Here is a 17,267-nt window from a genome sequence, read left to right as displayed (position 1 = left end):
GGCGTCGGGCCCGCCCCACGGCGACCGTGCTAAGCGACCGCGCGGGCCGGGATCAACTGGGAACGGCCGCGCAGCAGCCAGGCGCCCGAGCCGATCAACAGCGCAGCCAGGAGCGAGTTGAGCAGCAGACCGGGCGGCAGGCCGCCACCACCGCCACCACCACCGGCGGGCGGCACGGCCGCACCGGACGAGGTGTTCACCGCGGTGTTGTGCGGCAAAGCCAGGTAGGGGAACGTGGCGTCGAACGCGCGGTCGTTGGCGTCCGCCTTGTCACCCGCCGCGAGCGCGGGCACGATGCCGCTGACCGCGGCGCCTTCCAACGCCTGCACTCCGATGTCGAGCACGTCGTCGGTGAGCCGGCGGCCGTTGGGGAAGCCCTGGAGGTCACCGCCCAGCACACCGAGCCGGTTGGCCTGCGCGGCGACGGGCACCGACATGTTGAGCCGCAGTTGCTCGGAGGGCCGGAACCGGTCGGGGTTCACGTCCGCGTTGTTCAGCTGCGAGTTGAGGTCGGCCTGGATCGGTCCGCCCGCCTTGGTGGTGATCCCGGTCAGGAAGATCTCCACCAGGTCGTTGCGTGGTGTCGCCGGCGCGGGGATGCCGTAGATCGCCTCGACGAGCTTCGGCACCTCGGGGTCGGTGACCCGCTGCACCAGTTCGGGGATGTTCGCGTCCTGGTCGGGGGTGATGGCGTTGAACCGGTCCTTCAGCCCGGCCGGCACCACGACCTCGTTCACCAGCGGGTTGCCCAGCCGGGACACCTGGACGTACGGGCCCACCGGCCGTTCCTGGCCGGGCATGAGCTGCAGGGTCCGCCGTTCGGTGTCGCTCCACACGCCGATCACCGGGTTGCGGTCGGTGTCGCCCTTGAGCGCCAACTGCGACTTGGGCACCTGCAGGGCGATCGTGTTGACGTTGTAGCCGGCCAGCGTGTCCTGCCCGACCTCCGACAGGTCACCGCCGTAGAGCAGGTCGAACACCCGCAGGTCCAGGAAGAACGGGTCGTCGGCCTGGCCGACGTAGCTCTTGCCACCGCCCGGCACGTCGACGGTCGCCTGCGACCGCAGCGCACCGTAGTCGGGCATCGAGGCCGGTCCCACGTTGGAGGGAGCGACCGGGCCCGACTGGATGAGCTTCTTGCCCTTCCCGTACTTGTCGATCACTTCCAGCGTGTAGGTCTGCCGGAACAGCAGGTTCTCGTCGTCCAACGACGTGACCTGGCCGTTGTTGTACAGGAACGTCGAGTTCCCCCTGCGGTCCTCGGTGCGGAACGTCCACCGGTAGGTCAGGTCGGCGCACCCGTCGCCGTCGTTGTCGATGTTGATGTCATAGCGGGCGTCGGTGGCCCACGGGTAGAAGTTCGGCCCGCCGTGCGGTTCCTGGAACGGCGACCAGTTCGCGACCAGCGTGACCGTGTCGGACCGGTCGGGGCTGACGAACGCGTAGAGGTCGGTGTTGTCCACGGCCGGGTCGTCGGCGATCAACGGTGCCTCCCGGTGGCTGGACGCGCCGGCCGATCCGGACCCGCCGAGCAGACCCGCCGCGAGCAGCGTGCTCCCGACCGCGATGAGGGATACCGCCACGCGTCGCCTACGACGTGTGAGTGGGGGTGCTGACATGTCCATCCCTTCAAAACGACGCCTGCACGCCGCAGGTCCTGCCAAGAAAGTGCCGGCAAAGGTGATTCGGAGCGGAGGCCGCAGGAGTTCACCAATTCACCCGTTCATGCAATTGCCTGCCATTGGCGACAAGACCGCAGGCCGGTCGACCTGCTGGTCTCGGTCGTACAGCCGCTCGGCGAGTCGCAATTGTTCGGCGAGTCCCGAACGCGATGCCTATTCGCGTCCGGTTCACCCGATCGTGACCCTGAATCGTCGAACGGTCACACCTGAGGCCGAGCGCTTCGGTGGCGTGGCCCGCGGCGGCGGGTTGATCACCAGAACCGCCTACCCTGCCGGCGATCGACCGTATGGCGGCATACAATTGGCCCACGTGGAAGAAGGACGGGAACCTTCGCGACCCGTCCACCACACCGGAGCAGCAGCCGTGCGGGGTGGTCACAACCCCTCGGGCGCGGCGCGGTCCACCACGGGGACGCCAGGATGGACACCACAGCAAGTGGCGCGGCGCTCCCCTCGGTCGTCACGACGGCCGATCGGCGGCAACCCCTCCGGTGCGCTCGGAGACGGCCTGGCCCCCGCCGCCCCGACAACGCGTTGACCGGGCTCCCATCGGCCCGGTGAACACAGGGCTTCAGCCGGTTGATCCTGTTGCAGCATCATCACGGTCCCAAGCCGCGTGGGCCATGCCGACGAATGTCCTGTGAGACCACCTCACGGCTTCACCCGAAGCCTCGTTCTACACGTGAGAGGTGAGAACGGTGGGACGTTCGCATTCCGGCGGCCCGATCAACGCGGGGCTTCGCCTTCTGGTCGCAGCGGGCCTCGCCGTCGACGCCTACGTGCACTTCGACCTGGCTTCCGCGTACGACGCGATCGGCGGCTCGATCACGCAGGGCATGTTGTTCCGGATCGAGGCGGTGGCCGCCGCTGTGGTGGCGTTGCTGGTCCTCGTCGTGGGACGGCTGCCGGTGTACCTCGCCGCGTTCGCAGTCGCTGCCGGTGGACTGGCGGCGGTGCTGCTGTACCGGTGGGTGGACGTGGGCCCGTTGGGTCCGCTGCCGAACATGTACGAACCGGTTTGGTACTCGGAGAAGGCCTTCAGCGCCGTCGCGCAGGCGGTCGCGGCGCTGGCCGCGGCTGTGCTGGCTGCCGGGGCCGTTCGTGCCTCGCACGCCCGCGAGCCGCTCCACCGCGGCGGCCACCGATCCCGGCCACCGCGGTGAACCCGCTCCGACCGAAAGGAACGGCAATGCGTCCAGTCAGCATCGTCCTGTCGGCGGCAGTGGCGTTCGTCGCGGTCGCCTGTGGATCGTCCGGCGAGCCTGCGCCACCGGCCGCGACACCTCCACCGGGCGGGGCGTCCGCCGAGGTGGTGACCAAGCTGCTCTCGTTCGAGCCGGAGAAGATCACGGTGAAGGCGGGGACGACGGTCATCTGGAGGGTGAGCGACTCGATCGGGCACACCGTGACGACCGGGACGTTCACCGTCGGCGGTGACGGGCTGCGCAGCGGCGAACAGCCCGACGGCGAGCTCGACATGAAGTTGGCCAAGGGCGAGGACGTCTCGTTCACCTTCGACCAGCCAGGCACCTACACCTACTACTGCTCCATCCACAAAGGAATGAACGGCGAGGTCGAAGTGACGCCTTGAGGCGCGCCCCGCTCTCCCCCTCGGGAAGGTATGCCATGAACCTCCGCATCTCCGCGGTGCTCAGCCTGTCGGCGGCAGCGCTGCTGACCGCGACCGCGTGCTCCAGCGGCGAGCGGGCGGCCCAACCGCCGTCCGCACCCGCGCCGCCGACCTCCTCGGCGCCCGCGGGCGCCACGGGCCAAGCCGCGGTCACCACACCGGCCGCGCAACTGCGCGCCGACCTGACGCACCTGCTCACCGAGCACGTCTACACCGCCGGCATCGCTTTGAAGACCGCGGTCGACAAGGGCGGCAACCTGGAGGACCCCACCGTGAAAGCCGCGGTGACCAGCCTCGACGCGAACTCGGTGGCGTTGTCGAAGGCGATCGGGTCGGCCTACCCGGATGCGGAAGCGCCCTTCCTGGAGTCCTGGCGCCAGCACATCGGCTTCTTCGTCGACTACACCCTCGGCAAGGCCACCAACGACCAAGCCAAGGTCGACAAGGCCAAGACCGACCTCGACGGCTACCGCACCTCCTTCGGACAACTCATCAACTCCGTCGTACCCGAACTCCCCGCCAACGCCGTCGCCGACGAACTCACACCCCACGTCGACTCCGTATTCGCCACCATCGACTCACTCGTCGCAGGCGACGGACAGGTCTTCACGAAACTCGTCGCCGCCGCCGACCACATGCCGACGACGGCCAAGACACTCGCCGGCGGCATCGCCAAGAACAAGGGCCTGGAAGGCGCTGTGGACGCCCCGGCAGCCGAACTGCGGTCCGGGCTGACCTACCTGCTGGTCTCGCACGTCGACCTCGCGGGCATCGCGCTCGCGCAAGCCGTCGCCAAGGGCGGCGACCTGACCGAGCCCAGCGTCAAGGCGGCCGTCGAGGCAGCGGACACCAACTCGGTGGCGTTGTCGAAGGCGATCGGGTCCGCCTATCCCGACGCGGAGACACCGTTCCTGGAGTCGTGGCGCCAGCACATCGGCTTCTTCGTCGACTACACCCTCGGCAAGGCCACCAACGACCAAGCCAAGGTCGACAAGGCCAAGACCGACCTCGACGGTTACCGCACCTCCTTCGGGCAGCTGATCAACTCTGTGGTGCCCGAACTCCCCGCCAACGCCGTCGCCGACGAACTCACACCCCACCTGGACTCCGTCTTCGCCACCATCGACTCACTCGTCGCAGGCGACGGACAGGTCTTCACGAAGCTCGCCGAGGCGTCCCACCACATGCCGATGACCGCGGCCACCCTGGCCGGCGGCATCGCGGAGAACAAGAAGCTCAGCTGAGTGCTCAAGCGGCATCTCCGCTGATCCGGTGGCCGGGAACGCCCCATTCCCGGCCACCGGACACGTCGGAACACAACAAGAGATCGCATCGCCACGCCGTAGGCGACCGACCTGCCGCACGACGACGTTGTCCGGTGTGGACTGCGGTGTTCACCTTCACCGCGTTTTGCCTCGACATAGAACTGGTGTTGGAGGCGTCGCTGGTGATGCCACTCATGCCGGTGTCACCGGAGTCGCCCGAGCCGACGATGGTCGTCGACTCGCCGTGCCGAGCCCAGCCGTGGTGGCCCCAGTGGTGGTTCCAGCCGCAGTCCTTGCCGTGGCCCCAACCCCGGTTGCGCTGGTTCCAGTGGTTCCAATGGTCCTTGCCACCATCGATGTAGGTCACGGCGGTGTTGCCGCCGGTCGAGCCGCTGTCGCCCGAGTTCCCCGAGTCGCCGGTCAAGGCCTTGTTCGAGCTGGTGGCCTTGCCACCGACGCCCGAGTCGCCGTCGTTGCCGCCGGTCGCCTTGGCGCCGCTGTCACCGGAGTCATTCCGGTGGTGCCACAAGCTCCGTGAGCCCTCGGTCTACGCCGTCGCGTCACCGCCGTCACCGGCCGCACCGGAGTCGCCCCCGGAAGTGTGGCTGGTGTTGGAAGCATCGCCCGTGTCGCCGGTCGACCCGGTGTTCCCCGAGTCGCCCGAGCTGACGTGCGTGGTGCACTCGGCCAGCAGGCAGACGCCGTAGGCAGAGTTGCCGCCCGTCGAGCCGGAGTTGCCCGAGTTGCCGCTCACTGCGATGTTCGAGCTGCCGGCGTCGCCACCGACGCCCGAGGTTCCGCCGGAACCGGCCTTCGCAGCCGAGGAGGCGTCACCGGAGCCGTGGTGGCCCCCGGTGTTGCCCGCCGACGCCGTGGCGTCGCCGCCGTCCCCGGCCGCACCGGAGTCGCCCCCGGTGGTGTGGCTGGTGTTGGAGGCGTCGCCCGTGCTGCCGGTCGACCCGGTGTTGTCGGAGTCACTCGAGCCGACGTGCGTGGTGCACTCGGCCAGCACGCACAGCCCGTAGGCGGAGTTCCCGCCTGTGGACCCGGAGTCGCCCGAGTTCCCGGAGTTGCCCGAGCGCGCGCTGTTGTGGCTAGTGGCGTTGCCGCCGTCACCGGATTCGCCGCCGCCCACCGTGGAGGTGACGGTGTTGGTGACCGACCCGACGAGCCCACCCAGGCCCAGCGGACCCCGGTCGACCGTGTCGGCGCTCGCGACCGACTGCCCCAGCAGGACGAACCCGCCGGAGATCACCGCGGCCAGCAGACCGCGTTGAACGTACTTGTGCATCGAGTTCCTTCTTCCCTCGAAGCCTTGGTTCGTGCAGTGGCCAGCTCACGAAGGGAAGAACTCAGCTCGGGTGATGTCGTCCGAACACGTAGCACCACGGCCGCACCAGCCACCGCTCCACCGGCACCACGTCGACACCGTCACGGTGGCCGACACCCTGACCCTGGTACCCTGGCAGATCCGCCTGACCGGGTGAACCACCGGCGTTGCCGCCGGAGGACGCCGTACCGGTCGCGCCGGCCAGAACCGCCAGGCCCGGACCCAGCGGCACCGGATCGTGACCAGGACGCCCGTACGACCGCGATTCCGCCGCGGCGCCGGACGTCCTGATCTCGGGCGTCGACGAACCCACCGTCGTCCACAGTGGACCGATGACGTCCACCGCAGCGGGAGCACCCGCCGTCAACGGTGCCATCGTCGGCCACGTTTCCGCCGGGACGGTCGTGCAGACGTCGGATCCATCGCACCGGCTTCAGGAGCCCACCGAGCAATCCGCCGCCCGGATCCGACGCGCTTCGGGCTTCCGACGACCGTGAAGGAGAGTGTTGCTCGGCGGCGTGCGCCGAATCCGCCGATACCAACGCCACTACTCCGCAGCCGAGCAGGAAGCCCACCCGCAGCAGCGAACGACGCAGGACGACGGACAGCGCGCCGGGAACGCTTGGACAAACTGTTTGCATGCAATAACTTCCCCTCTGCCAGTTATTCGGAGCCCCGATCGTGTTGACTCACTCGAAAGTGGAAGTTTTTGTTTCCACAGCTCAGATAGTGCGGCGAATAAACATGAACTTCCGGTTTACCGTAAACCGAGGATTGCGATGATCGCTGCGCACTCACTGTGACGAAGCGCCAAGACCACTGCCTCGAACAGGTGGCAACGGCCACCGGCTTCACCGCCGGGCCTCACGGCCACGGACCGGGCACACTCTCCTCAAGGACACCGACCGGGTGACCGGTGCGGTTGAGGAGCGAGGATGACGCGACCGGGCGGGCTCGGACGGGAACCGTTGATCACCGCAGCGGTGCTGTGGGCGTTGGGAAGTACCTGGTACCTGCTCTCGGAGGCCGTGGCGGCGTCCGCTTTCCCGAACTACAGCTACGCGCGCGACTACATCAGCGATCTCGGCGCCGTGCGGGAAAACCCCCTGGACGGGCGATCGGTCGACTCGCCGTTGGCGGAGGTCATGAACCTCGGTTTCCTGCACCAAGGGCTGTTCTACCTGCTGGGCGCGGTGTTCGTGGTCCGGGCTCTGCCCGCCGGTCGAGGACGGTCGGCTTTCCTGACGCTGGCGGTCGTGCACGCGGCCGGCAACGTTCTGGTCGCCACCTTCCACAGCGGCCGGCAAGCGGTAGATGGCGGTACTGACTCCCTCCATCCCATCGGTGCGGTGATGGCGATACTCGGCGGCAACTTCGCCACCGTCGCCGCGGCTCTCCTGCTCCGCCACCACGCCGCAGCCCGCTTCGCGCGGATCGCCGGTTTCACGTTGGGAGGCATCGGCACCGCCTCGCTGCTGGCCCTCGGCCTCAACACCGCCCTCGGGACGTCCCTGCTGTTCGAGGACGGCACGTGGGAACGCGGCTCCGTCTACGCGATCACGGCCTGGCAGCTCGTCGCCGCGACGGCCGTCTTCACCACCAAGTGCTCCCGGCCTGGCGCGGCGCCTGCTCCGGTGCGTTAGGCGGTCAGGTCGCCGACGCCGTCGGCGAATGCGGCACACCGGGAAACGGTGACGATGACGAGCGGCGAGGCACAACACGACGAGGAGCACGAGCGGGAGTCGGCAGAACCTTCCAAGCGCATCGGACTCCCGGCATCGTCAAACTACGACAAGTCGACGCCCGGCGAGCTGTGCGGATCGTGCAGGCCGAAGCATTGAACCCGGAAAGACCTCCGGCCCGGTGGCCGCATTTCCGACGAACCTTTGTTCTACCGATCGTCCGATCAGCGCGCGGGCGGTAGGCAGGACCTGGCGCCCGTGACACCACCGGTGCTCCGCAGCTGGGTCATGCCATCGCGGATGTCAGCGCTGACCGCAGCCGCAGTGCTGTTGAGCGCTTCACCGACCTCGCGGTACGTCCTTCCCCCGAAATAGACCAGCAGCACCGCCTCGCGCTGCGACTCTGTCAACACTGCCAGACCTCGGCGACGAGGAACGCTCCTCACTCATCGACGGTGTGTCGGCCAGTCCGACTGGAGAGGGCAGTAGGCAGATGTCCGCATCGGGAGCACCATGACCGGTATCGGAGCGGGTCGAGCGAACGAACCCGACCGCACGTCGGTGCGCGAGGGTCGTCACCCAGCGGACAGCGTCGTCGTGAGCCGGAGAGAAGCGTCCAGCGGTACGCCACGACTCCAGGAAGATGTCGTGCACGAGAACCTCGGCCGTGGCGGGGTCACGCACGACCGCACGGACCAGGCCGAATACCAGCCCGCCCACGTGGTCGTAGAACAGCCCGAAAGCGCCTACGTCACCTCTTCCGGCGGCGGCGAGGTGGCCGTCGGGCGAGCGGCAGGCAGCGTCGTCCCGCCGAGCGGCATCCCGCGCAGACGGCACCCGCACTTCCGAACCGGCTACCCCGTCGCTCATGAGCAGCCGTCGGGACATCGTCGATAACCAGACTGTCACGGCGTTCATCGCAATACTCCCCGATAGACCTGGCGCACACAGGCCACCGGGGGCAGGGGCGGCACAACCGCCGCAAGGGACGCCACCTCACGGAGCGCCATCGCGAACACTCCCACGGTCGCACCGGCCTCCGCTCACCGCAACCGGAGCAGCCGTCGACCCCGAAAGTTCGCTCCACGTCCACAAGCCGGCGGTACGGCAACGGTGGACGACCGGGCGGTGTTCGCGACGATTATGTCCGCGGACCGGTGACTCAGTGGTGCGACCTGCCGACGGCCGACACCTGACCCCATCCAGCGCACCGCACCCATGGCCGACCTCACCGATCCATCCCCATCAGCCGTGCGCCGAGCCGTATCGGACGTCAATCGGTCCGCGTCCGGATCTGGTCGGACACCACACGCCTCGTCGTCACAGTCCACGACACCGGCACCGGACCCGAAGGCCCCTTCGCCGGACTCCTACCCGCGCCCAACCGGTCCACCGGAGGATTCGCACTGTGGCTCGCGCACCAGCTGTGCCACCACGTCGCCTACCACCGCGACAACCACGGCTTCACCGTGTGCCTGACCATCGGCGAGATCCACCACATCGGCTGGCCACGTCGTCGGTCCGTCATGGTCACGCGACTCGGCGCACATGCCTGGGTCCAAGTTGACGGACACCCGTCGACGACCCGGCACAAGTGCTCGACAAATGGCTGTTCACGGGACGTCTGTCTTCAGAAGTTGTTCGTGCGGTGGGCGAGGTGACGCGCGACGCTCCCGCCGCCGTGCACCGGTGATCGGGTGCTGACCTACGCAGAGCTCACGTCAGACTCGATCAAGCACCTTGCTCGGCTGAACTAGGGGTGTCTCCATGTGCGAACGGCGAAGATAGTGACGTCGCTGGAGCCCTGAAAAGCTATCTGGCCCGCGCCGCACTGCCGGCGAACTCGAACGTCACATTGCTCCGGGTCAGCTGCTGCGTTCTGCCTCACCCTCGCGCACCAGCAACACTGTGACGACCTAGCGCGGTCAGCGGTTGTTGAGGCCAGCTCGGCTATAGCCAGAGTGCTAGTCCGACATTCGGGTGACGGTCGACTACGTCGGTCCTGCGGGTGGCGATCGGCCCATATAGTCGCCGGGTGTCACCGGAACCCTCTGTCGTCCAGCCGACCGCGGCGGGAACAACCGCCGCCGAGCTGGTGGAGTCGGTCCCGCAGTTGGACGACTCGGGTGCCAACACCGCGGACCGTTACGACTGGCAGGCGGCGATGGCGACCGCGGACGGTCTGGCGATGTTCTACGACGCTTTGGGCGACGACGGTCGTCTCCGCCCGGAGTGCCAGGACAAGATTGTGTGCGAATGGCAGGAAGATTGGGTTCTCTACTCAGGTGAGGATGTCGAGCTGGTGTCCGGCAAGCACCGTGATCCGTCCGCGGGCGCCTACACCACGGTCAACAAGCTCGCCGGCGACGGCGGCTTGGCGCACCTGTTCAACCGCTGGGCCGCGATGAACGAAACACCGTTGTGCCGATTGGTGACCTCCGGCGGTGTGGGCAACGGCCCTCCGCAGCATGTGCTCGCCGCAGCGGAACACTTCCGATCGATGCGATCGGCAACCGGCACGGTGACCGTGAACTCCGAGCACGCGGACATCGTCACCGATCTGCGCAACGCCATCGCCGGCTACTCCGACGACACCAGAACGCGCTGGGAGGGAACCGACTCGGTACCTGCTCTTGCGGAGCGGGACCGCGACGCCGAGGTGGCACGGTTCCTGGCGGCGTTGACCATCACGGACAAACAGGTTCAGCGGGATCACGTCGGCTTCGCCGCCCCCTCCATGTACATCGATCCGGTACTGGAACGCATGGGTGTGGCGAACGGTCCGGCGGCAGCCGTATGGGAGGCGGTGTTGACCGTCTTCCGCGTCAGGATGAAGGCTCGCGGTCGCCTGCCCTACGGCGGCCTTCCGCTGGTGCTGCGGCGCGGATCGGACACGTCCGCGATCCCACCCGAGACACGGCGGACGTTGGCGGCACGCACGGTCACGATGGGCGACATCGGCACCGCGATCGCCACCGCACTGGCCGTTCCCGGCGGGTTCAAGCCTGTACCCCGGATGCCACTGACATCGCGACTCGCAGTCAAGATGAACGTCGGCGGCTGCTCGGACAACGCCGTGGAGCGAGCGCTCAGCCTGCGGCTCGACTACCAGGACTACTGGAGCGAACGCGAGAGCGGTGAAGCCACCGCCAGGGTGGAGCGCAAGCGGTTCGAACGCCTCCTGCAACGCATCAGTGATCACGCCACCGAGTCAGTCCAACCTGATGGCGCCCTGCTATGGCGGCGACTGCAGACCGAGGTCGACGCGGTCGAACAGGATTCGATGCCGGCCGGGATGGAAGCCGACGTGGCCTTGGGTGGCGTCTGCGACCTGGCAGGCCAGTGCAAGGTGTGGTTCGGACCGCGGTTCGACGTCGATGCCGTTATCGAGGACATCCGAATGGCACAGGAGGCTGGGTCGTGATCGACCTCGACGCAGCCGAGCGAGCGCTGTTGCGCGAAGACCTCGCCTACCACCAAGCGCGCGTGCTGCTGCTGGTCACCGCGGTATCCGCAAGCAAGGGGCATGCCGCGAAACTCGACGGCCTGACCAAGTTGGCCAAGCTCGACTTCCTACTCCGATATCCCGCACTAGCGCCCGACGTGCTCGACCGCCTCGACGCCCTTGATCCACGACTGCACCTGGACATCGAAGACCTCACCCGACCCACCAACGTCGAGGCACCCATGACCCGTTACAAGTACGGGCCCTGGGACGACCGGTACTACGCCGTTCTCGGCGCACTGATCGGCCGCGGACTACTGCGCTACACGGCCGCCCGCAAAGGTAGCGTCGCCGTCGCTCCGACCGCCGCCGGGCGGCGCTTGGCCTCTCAACTGGCTGCCGGCGACCAGTGGGCAGAAGTCGCCGACCGCAGCCAGGCCATCGCCGAAGCCTCGGCAAACATGACAGGCAACGCGTTGAAGGACCTCATCTACCGACGATTGGCCGACCTGATGGACCGCCCCCACCGGCAGGTGATCCGGTGACCGTCCGCTTCCGCATCGACGCCCTCGGCCTGGACACCACCGAAGGGTCTGTCGAGTACAGGTTCACCTCGGACCTCACGGTACTGGCGGGACCGACCGGCGTCGGCAAGACCACGCTGCTCGAGCTGATCAAGTTCGGGTTCGGCGCCAACGCGATCCTGGCACCCGTGGCCGTGGAACACGTCGAGTCCGTGACCCTGGAGGTACGGATCGGCGATGAGCGCCTTCGCTTGACCCGCAGCCTGGACAAGGCCAAGCGCGCCATAGTCCGGGTCACGGACCTGATCACCAGGGAACGGCTGCAGGACCATCACATCGGCGACAAGCGGCAACCCGCCTTGAACACGCTGCTGATGCGGTGTCTGGGCCTGCCGGACGACATGCGTGCTGCCGCGGGCGGTAACAGCACACGCGAAGGCGCCCGCATCACCTTCGCGGACATCCTGACCTACCTGTACATCCCGCAAGGCGAGATCAACCGCGACATCGCCCATAGCCAGGAGAGCTACCGGGAGCCCAAACGCAAAGCGGTCTTCGAGTTGTTGTTCGGCCTGACCGACCGCGAAATCCTCGCGCTGCGCTCGGCGTTCAGCAGGCTCAAGGGCGAGATCGACATTGCAGAGACCCAACACGACACCGTCGTGCAGTTCCTGCGCGACAGCGGCACCAGCGGCCGTGAAGAAGCAGAACTGGCATTCGAACGCGCTCAGACGGCGCAGCAGGAGGCCGAGAGCAGCCTCGTCCGGCTACGGGAGTCCATCGACCCGGTCACCGACAGGGAGACCCAGACGCTGCGGGACCTGCTCACCGAGGCCGAACGTGGTCTCGCCGACACACGTGCCGCCGAGACCGACCTGACCCGCGGTCATGCCCAGTACACCGCTGAACGTCGCCGCGTACAGGCCGACCTCGATCGACTTGACCGCATGCGCGAAGCGGGTCAACGTCTCGCCGACATCGAGTTCACCGTCTGCCCTCGCTGCATGCAGTCGCTCCGAACCAGGTCCGTGCCCGCGAACGCCTGCCGGCTGTGCCTCCAGGACGATTCGGCAGTTCCGGACCAAGGGCACGACCAATACGAGGTCCGCCAGCTCACCGAGCAACTCCTCGAGATGGACAGGCAACTCGACGCCCTGGTGAACCAGCGGGAAGCCGTCAGCCGGGCAGTCGCCGATCGGCAGCAGCTCATCGCCCACCTCACCACGATGCTGGACAGCCGCACCGAGCAACGAGTCACCCCCCGCCTGCAAGCCTTCAGCGATGCCTCCCAACAGGTCGCCAAGGCCAAGGCCGAGCAGCAACATTGGGAGGCGATCCTGCGTCAGTGGGACGCAGTCGCCGATCTACAAGCCGCCACGGATCAGCTGCGCACCGACCGCGAGAACGTCCGTAGCCGGATCGACCATGCCCGACGCGCACTGGAACTACGCCACGCTGAGATCATCGAAGAGATCAGCGAAGAGTTCGACGCGACGGTCCGTGCGATCGGCATCCCGAGCATCACCACAGCGTCCGTGGACAGCGAGAAGTACCTCCCTGTCCTTAACGGGAAAATCTTCTCCAAGGACAACCAACTCTCCGGCGGAGTCACCACCGCGACGCAGGTCGCCTACTGGTGTTCTCTGCTAGCGGTCGCCATGCGCCATCCCGAGACGACCTACCCCGCGTTCCTGCTGATCGACAGCCCCCGACTCGCGCTGAACACGGCCACCAACCTCACCGCAGCGATGTACCGAAGGCTCACCACCCAGGTCGGCGTACTGGCTGGCCGCCTGCAGATCATCATCGCCGACAACGAACTGCCAGACACCTATCGCGGCCACTACGCCCAGGTCGACTTCGACTACCGACACCCAACCGTCTCCACCGTCGACCACCCAGGGCCAGCCAACGTCACTCCCATCCACGAGACCACGAGCAACGAGACAACCGATTAACCCACGACTGACCGAAGCCTCCACCTAGGACGGCTCCATTGCACGAGCATGACCAAAACTATGTCGCCAGCGAGAACTGCTCACCAGGTCATGGAGTTTCGTGAAGCCGTCACGGGAGTCTTGCCGGTGCTGCGTGCCGAGTGTTGCCGCCCGGAGGTTGAGCACTCCCGGCTGCAACTCCAATCGGATGATCTTCACAAGGCGCCGTGCCCGAGTAGCACCGATCCCGAGTCGGACACGCAGCGTGTCTGCCGAAATCGGTTTCTGATGAGCTGCACGATGAGCCAGATCCTCCCGACGTGCCTGCGCCAAGAGCATCTCCAAGGAGCGCCTACCATCGGCCCGTGGGCCTGCCGCCTGCGTGTCGCCCTCCTCTATGTACCGAAGACCCGCCACTCCTCTCCCGTCATCGCCGGCCGAATAACCGGTTCGCCCAACCGATCACCATGACCGACGACACTCGACGAACTCGTAGTCATGCTGATTGCTTGCAGCAGACCGGCGCCTTCCGACCAGCCGATCAACAACAGCCGCCCGACCGCGTCGAACCCCGCCTTACCGTATTCGCCCGCGACGAGGGGATCTGCCACATTCAGCGCAAGGGTGACCAGGCTCGCGAAGACCAGCAGCCGCCGTGCCGGCCTTAACAGCTCCGATGACACGCCGGCGAGCGCCAAGTGCCGTGTGCCGATCAGTAGTCCGAGGATTGAAAGATCGACTGCGGGCGCAACAAGTGGTGCAACCCAGGGGTACACCAAGCCGAAGAACGGGATTGAGGACGTTGCCGAAGCGGAAGAGTAATGTCAGCCCGACGACGATCCCCATGATTGGAGTCACGGCCCGAACGACCATCGCGGTCTCGGCCGCGACTTGCGGCGCCTGGTGCTCGGCGGAGCAGCCAAATGCGGCTGAAGGTGTATTATCTGTAGCGTCGTTAATCGGGTCTTCGCCCTCCTTACAGGGTGGGGGTCAAGGCCCCGCCGCGGTGGTGACGCATCCGGCGGGCCGCCTGCACAGCGGCAGGTCCGGCCGGGCACGCCGTGCACCACGACAAGTTCGAGTTGAACTACTAAACTACTAGCGGGGAACGTGCTGCATGGCGTGCGCCGTCCGCGCACGACTCGAGGTGAAGGTAATCGCCTGATCACGTGCGACCACCTGGCGACTCGTCGTCAACAACAAACTGAGCCGAGACGGGGCGGCTGCTCCGATCGAGCGACAACCGATGCTCAACGACCAGACGTCCCCGCAAAGAACCGTTGGTCGGAGCTGTTCCCATCTGCTGTGTGCCCTGCCGGGCATTCGAACCTGCGCAGCCACTCGACATGCCGTACCCCTTGCGCCCGGCCGTGGCGCGGACGTCGTCCACGGGGCGTCACCAGGGTTGCTCGACGTCGCAGCCGCACGTACCGGTGTGCCGTAGTGCGCCGCCGCAGCGCCATGCCGTCGCCACCACGGCGAGTACGGACATGCCGCCTGACCAGCGGCGATGACTTCTCGAGCGGCACAGGGTCGTGCTGGGCCGCTACGCGGCCCACTACAACCACCGCCGACCCCACCGGGCACTGCAACTCACACCACCACGATCGGACCGGCCGAGCACAGAGCTGGGCCGCACCTCGATACGCCGCCGACCAGTCCTCGGCGGCCTGATCAACGAGTACGAACCCAGAGCAGCCTAACCGCAGGTCAGACAATGTGGCCGACTTCTGGCACCCCACAAGTTCACCACCTCATTCGACGCCGTCCTCTTCGACGCCGGCATCCAGGTCGTGAAGATCCCACCACGGTGTCCACGAGCCAACTGCTACGCCGAACGGTTCGTCGCCACCGTCAGACGCGAAGTCATCGACCGACTGCTCATCATCAACGAACACCACCTCCGGACCGTGCTGGACCGTTACGCGGCCCACTACAACGACCGACGACCCCACAGAGCACTGCAACTCGCGCCACCTCGACCAGACCGACCGATCGCACAGCCGGGCTGTACCTCGATACGCCGCCAGCCGGTTCTCGGCGGCCTGATCAACGAGTCCGAACCTACAGCCGCTTAATCGCAGGTCAGACCACGTGGCCGACTTTTGGCACCCGACAGGCTGGAGCGATCAGCTAATCGAGTCTCCATCAATGCCGGAGCGCTTCACTCCTCCAGTTTTCGCTGCTGGAGCGGAGACGTGTGGCGGATCCGTTCGCAAACCGGATGCTGGGAAGAGGGACTGCCAGGAGTTGCTGTCGTACCAGAGCAGCGGCAGGCTGATGTTGGGCACGGTGTTGTGGAATACGACTAAGGCCGCCAACTCCTGGTAGCCCAGGCGGATTTTCTTGTTGATATTCAGCCGGCCGCCATGCAGGCAGAAGGCTTGAAGCTCATCCCGCAGCCGCGGGTCGGTAATGATCTCACTGGTTTCGGTGAAGCAGCGGTCGCGGTCGCCGAGTCGACGGTACGCAGCGATGTCAACTCGATCTCGGAAAGCTGAAAGATCGGTGAGGACGTCCTGCAGTGCGGCGTCGAAGCCGACGACGACCAGAATTCTTAGCTTCGCGTCCGGAAACCGCCGGAGCAGCCGCTTCACGGGCGCGTCTTCTTCCTTGGTGCAAGCGCGCAACGACCCGCCTGATCCGACGATGTCGTCGGTGATGACGAACCACTCCGGAGGTTTGCCGTTGAAGGTCGGCCACACCTCGTCCGTAGCCCGCAGGTCCAGGTCTTCGGGACAGAGCCAGTTTCCCTGGTTTTTGAGGTCGTGCGCAACTCTAGGGCCACTTTTGCCTTGCCCCTGCCACTCGCAGAACGACACTCGGCCGAACTCAGGGATCCCGGATGTGTCGATGAGCGTGGCGAGCGCTCGGTGGTACTCCTGCAATCCGATAAAGTACCGCTCCGCAACCGACCGGAAGAGCTGCGACGCGAGAGGTTGGAGAGCACTCGGGAACTGGTCCAGCCAGGACTTCAGCCGCTCCTCGGAGAGTTCCTGCCCGCGAAAGTGCACCTGGTTCAGCAGCCATCGTGTGTCCCCGGGGACCGCTGCGAGAATGGACGCTGGCCCGACCGGCCGGTTCGGGTCGTAGCTGCAGGCGACCCCGAGCAGCCGGCGCAGCAGGTGCAGGTGGTCGCCTGCGCCGGCCACCGAGCTCAACACCTCTGGCAGGTCGCCATCGTCGGAGAGGGTGGATCGCCCGACCAACGACGTCAGCATGCTGCCGGCGATGGTCATGAGGCAGGATGGCGCGGACGGGACCGGGACGTCGATGCGTCGTGCGAAGGCCGTCCACAGCCAGTGGTCCAGCGGAATCTCGGAACTGGCGACGATGCGCCGGGAACCGATGATCATGATGTCCTCTGCGACGTGTTGTCTCGCTCCGAGCGCGTCGGTGTAGCGCCGTTCCGAGACAACCGTTCGCATCTTCTGCGCGAAGTCGCGCGGAAGATCCTGTAGGCCTGACAGGAAGAGCACGGTCGCGCTCTCCTGCCCGAGCAGCCCGGGCGCGACTCCGCCGCCGCTTGCCCGCTCCGCGTCGGCCACTGTGCCGAAGAGCATCTCGGACAAGGACTCGACAGAGTCGCCAGCCATGATTGGCGTGAAGTCCAGACCCAGGTTGCATGCCAGGCTGTGGGCCAGCGTCCGCTTACCTGCTCCAGCCGGACCGGTGAGCAGCACGGTCTGGTACCTGTTCGCGCCGACAGCGGCGTTGTGAAGCAGTTCCAGCAGGTCGCGCTGCGAGCCGCTCAACACCTTCGGTTCCACCG

16 protein-coding genes and 1 pseudogene are annotated in these 17,267 nt (G+C 66.7%); 9 read left to right on the top strand and 8 right to left on the bottom strand.

Features of this window, described 5'->3' with window-relative positions:
* Positions 1-29 precede the first annotated feature (29 nt).
* Positions 30-1,583 (bottom strand): DUF4331 domain-containing protein, encoded by a 1,554-nt coding sequence (locus B0I31_RS35975; RefSeq protein WP_245950684.1) that lies wholly within the window; start codon positions 1,581-1,583, stop codon positions 30-32.
* 797 nt (positions 1,584-2,380) lie between these two features.
* Here B0I31_RS35975 and B0I31_RS35970 point away from each other — a divergent pair.
* From B0I31_RS35970 to B0I31_RS41005, 3 genes are read left to right on the top strand one after another with little or no spacing between them, the layout of a single operon-like run.
* On the top strand, positions 2,381-2,845 hold the full coding sequence (locus B0I31_RS35970; RefSeq protein ID WP_219910968.1) for a hypothetical protein: 465 nt from the start codon (positions 2,381-2,383) through the stop codon (positions 2,843-2,845).
* 26 nt (positions 2,846-2,871) lie between these two features.
* The gene (locus tag B0I31_RS35965; protein WP_106619861.1) at positions 2,872-3,273 is read left to right on the top strand and encodes a cupredoxin domain-containing protein; all 402 of its coding nucleotides are present in this window, start codon (positions 2,872-2,874) and stop codon (positions 3,271-3,273) included.
* A gap of 35 nt (positions 3,274-3,308) precedes the next feature.
* Entirely contained in the window at positions 3,309-4,556 is a 1,248-nt protein-coding gene (locus B0I31_RS41005) for a hypothetical protein (RefSeq protein ID WP_181320717.1), read from the top strand.
* A gap of 4 nt (positions 4,557-4,560) precedes the next feature.
* On the opposite strand, the gene B0I31_RS40200 is transcribed toward B0I31_RS41005, so the two are convergent.
* From B0I31_RS40200 to B0I31_RS35945, 3 genes are all read right to left on the bottom strand, one after another.
* Positions 4,561-5,106 carry a hypothetical protein gene (locus B0I31_RS40200; protein ID WP_146174086.1) on the bottom strand — a complete coding sequence of 182 codons (546 nt, stop codon included), beginning with the start codon at positions 5,104-5,106 and terminating at the stop codon, positions 4,561-4,563.
* 18 nt (positions 5,107-5,124) lie between these two features.
* Positions 5,125-5,868: a hypothetical protein gene (locus B0I31_RS35950; protein ID WP_106619859.1), complete on the bottom strand. Its 744-nt coding sequence runs from the start codon at positions 5,866-5,868 to the stop codon at positions 5,125-5,127.
* Positions 5,869-5,929: 61 nt separating this feature from the next.
* Positions 5,930-6,283, bottom strand: a complete 354-nt coding sequence (locus B0I31_RS35945; RefSeq protein ID WP_146174085.1) for a hypothetical protein — start codon at positions 6,281-6,283, stop codon at positions 5,930-5,932.
* Positions 6,284-6,842: 559 nt separating this feature from the next.
* On the opposite strand from B0I31_RS35945, the gene B0I31_RS35940 reads away from it, so the two are divergent.
* Complete coding sequence (locus tag B0I31_RS35940) at positions 6,843-7,550, top strand: DUF998 domain-containing protein (RefSeq protein WP_106619857.1); 708 nt, start codon at positions 6,843-6,845, stop codon at positions 7,548-7,550.
* 263 nt (positions 7,551-7,813) lie between these two features.
* On the opposite strand, the gene B0I31_RS43205 is transcribed toward B0I31_RS35940, so the two are convergent.
* A complete protein-coding gene (locus B0I31_RS43205; protein WP_425444465.1) occupies positions 7,814-8,002 on the bottom strand; it encodes a sigma factor-like helix-turn-helix DNA-binding protein in 189 nt (62 codons plus the stop codon).
* A complete protein-coding gene (locus B0I31_RS43200; RefSeq protein WP_425444468.1) occupies positions 7,929-8,459 on the bottom strand; it encodes a sigma factor in 531 nt (176 codons plus the stop codon). Before B0I31_RS43200 ends, B0I31_RS43205 begins: the two co-directional genes overlap by 74 nt.
* A 368-nt stretch (positions 8,460-8,827) precedes the next feature.
* Between B0I31_RS43200 and B0I31_RS43195 the strand changes: the two genes are divergently transcribed.
* The 4 genes from B0I31_RS43195 to B0I31_RS35910 all read left to right on the top strand — a co-directional run bounded on the left by B0I31_RS43195 (position 8,828) and on the right by B0I31_RS35910 (position 13,516).
* Positions 8,828-9,250: an ATP-binding protein gene (locus B0I31_RS43195; RefSeq protein ID WP_106619854.1), complete on the top strand. Its 423-nt coding sequence runs from the start codon at positions 8,828-8,830 to the stop codon at positions 9,248-9,250.
* A gap of 374 nt (positions 9,251-9,624) precedes the next feature.
* On the top strand, positions 9,625-11,013 hold the full coding sequence (locus B0I31_RS35920) for a hypothetical protein (RefSeq protein WP_146174084.1): 1,389 nt from the start codon (positions 9,625-9,627) through the stop codon (positions 11,011-11,013).
* A complete protein-coding gene (locus B0I31_RS35915; protein WP_219910967.1) occupies positions 11,010-11,579 on the top strand; it encodes a hypothetical protein in 570 nt (189 codons plus the stop codon). The genes B0I31_RS35920 and B0I31_RS35915 overlap by 4 nt, the downstream gene beginning before the upstream one ends.
* Entirely contained in the window at positions 11,576-13,516 is a 1,941-nt protein-coding gene (locus B0I31_RS35910; protein ID WP_106619852.1) for an AAA family ATPase, read from the top strand. Before B0I31_RS35915 ends, B0I31_RS35910 begins: the two co-directional genes overlap by 4 nt.
* Before the next feature lie 83 nt (positions 13,517-13,599).
* On the opposite strand, the pseudogene B0I31_RS42320 reads toward B0I31_RS35910, so the two are convergent.
* Positions 13,600-14,368, bottom strand: a pseudogene (locus B0I31_RS42320) (hypothetical protein); the annotation flags it as partial.
* A 920-nt stretch (positions 14,369-15,288) separates the two neighbouring features.
* Here B0I31_RS42320 and B0I31_RS35895 point away from each other — a divergent pair.
* Positions 15,289-15,573 (top strand): integrase core domain-containing protein, encoded by a 285-nt coding sequence (locus tag B0I31_RS35895; RefSeq protein ID WP_219910966.1) that lies wholly within the window; start codon positions 15,289-15,291, stop codon positions 15,571-15,573.
* Positions 15,574-15,624: 51 nt separating this feature from the next.
* Here B0I31_RS35895 and B0I31_RS35890 read toward each other — a convergent pair whose 3' ends face one another.
* Positions 15,625-17,265, bottom strand: coding sequence for a phosphoribosyltransferase-like protein (locus tag B0I31_RS35890; protein WP_181320715.1), 1,641 nt, complete (start codon positions 17,263-17,265; stop codon positions 15,625-15,627).
* Between the last annotated feature and the right edge of the window lie 2 nt (positions 17,266-17,267).

Origin of the sequence: Saccharothrix carnea, assembly GCF_003014735.1 — a bacterium.
Classification (GTDB): domain Bacteria; phylum Actinomycetota; class Actinomycetes; order Mycobacteriales; family Pseudonocardiaceae; genus Actinosynnema; species Actinosynnema carneum.
Note: the sequence above shows the minus strand (reverse complement) of the source record. Positions and strands in the feature narration are given on the sequence as shown.

Excerpts from the sequence above, each read along its gene's own strand:
- B0I31_RS35965 (WP_106619861.1), top strand. The coding sequence starts at position 2,872 with ATGCGTCCAGTCAGCATCGTCCTGTCGGCGGCAGTGGCGTTCGTCGCG.
- B0I31_RS41005 (WP_181320717.1), top strand. The coding sequence starts at position 3,309 with ATGAACCTCCGCATCTCCGCGGTGCTCAGCCTGTCGGCGGCAGCGCTG.
- B0I31_RS35950 (WP_106619859.1), bottom strand. The coding sequence starts at position 5,868 with ATGCACAAGTACGTTCAACGCGGTCTGCTGGCCGCGGTGATCTCCGGC.
- B0I31_RS35945 (WP_146174085.1), bottom strand. The coding sequence starts at position 6,283 with ATGGCACCGTTGACGGCGGGTGCTCCCGCTGCGGTGGACGTCATCGGT.
- B0I31_RS35940 (WP_106619857.1), top strand. The coding sequence starts at position 6,843 with ATGACGCGACCGGGCGGGCTCGGACGGGAACCGTTGATCACCGCAGCG.
- B0I31_RS43200 (WP_425444468.1), bottom strand. The coding sequence starts at position 8,459 with ATGAGCGACGGGGTAGCCGGTTCGGAAGTGCGGGTGCCGTCTGCGCGG.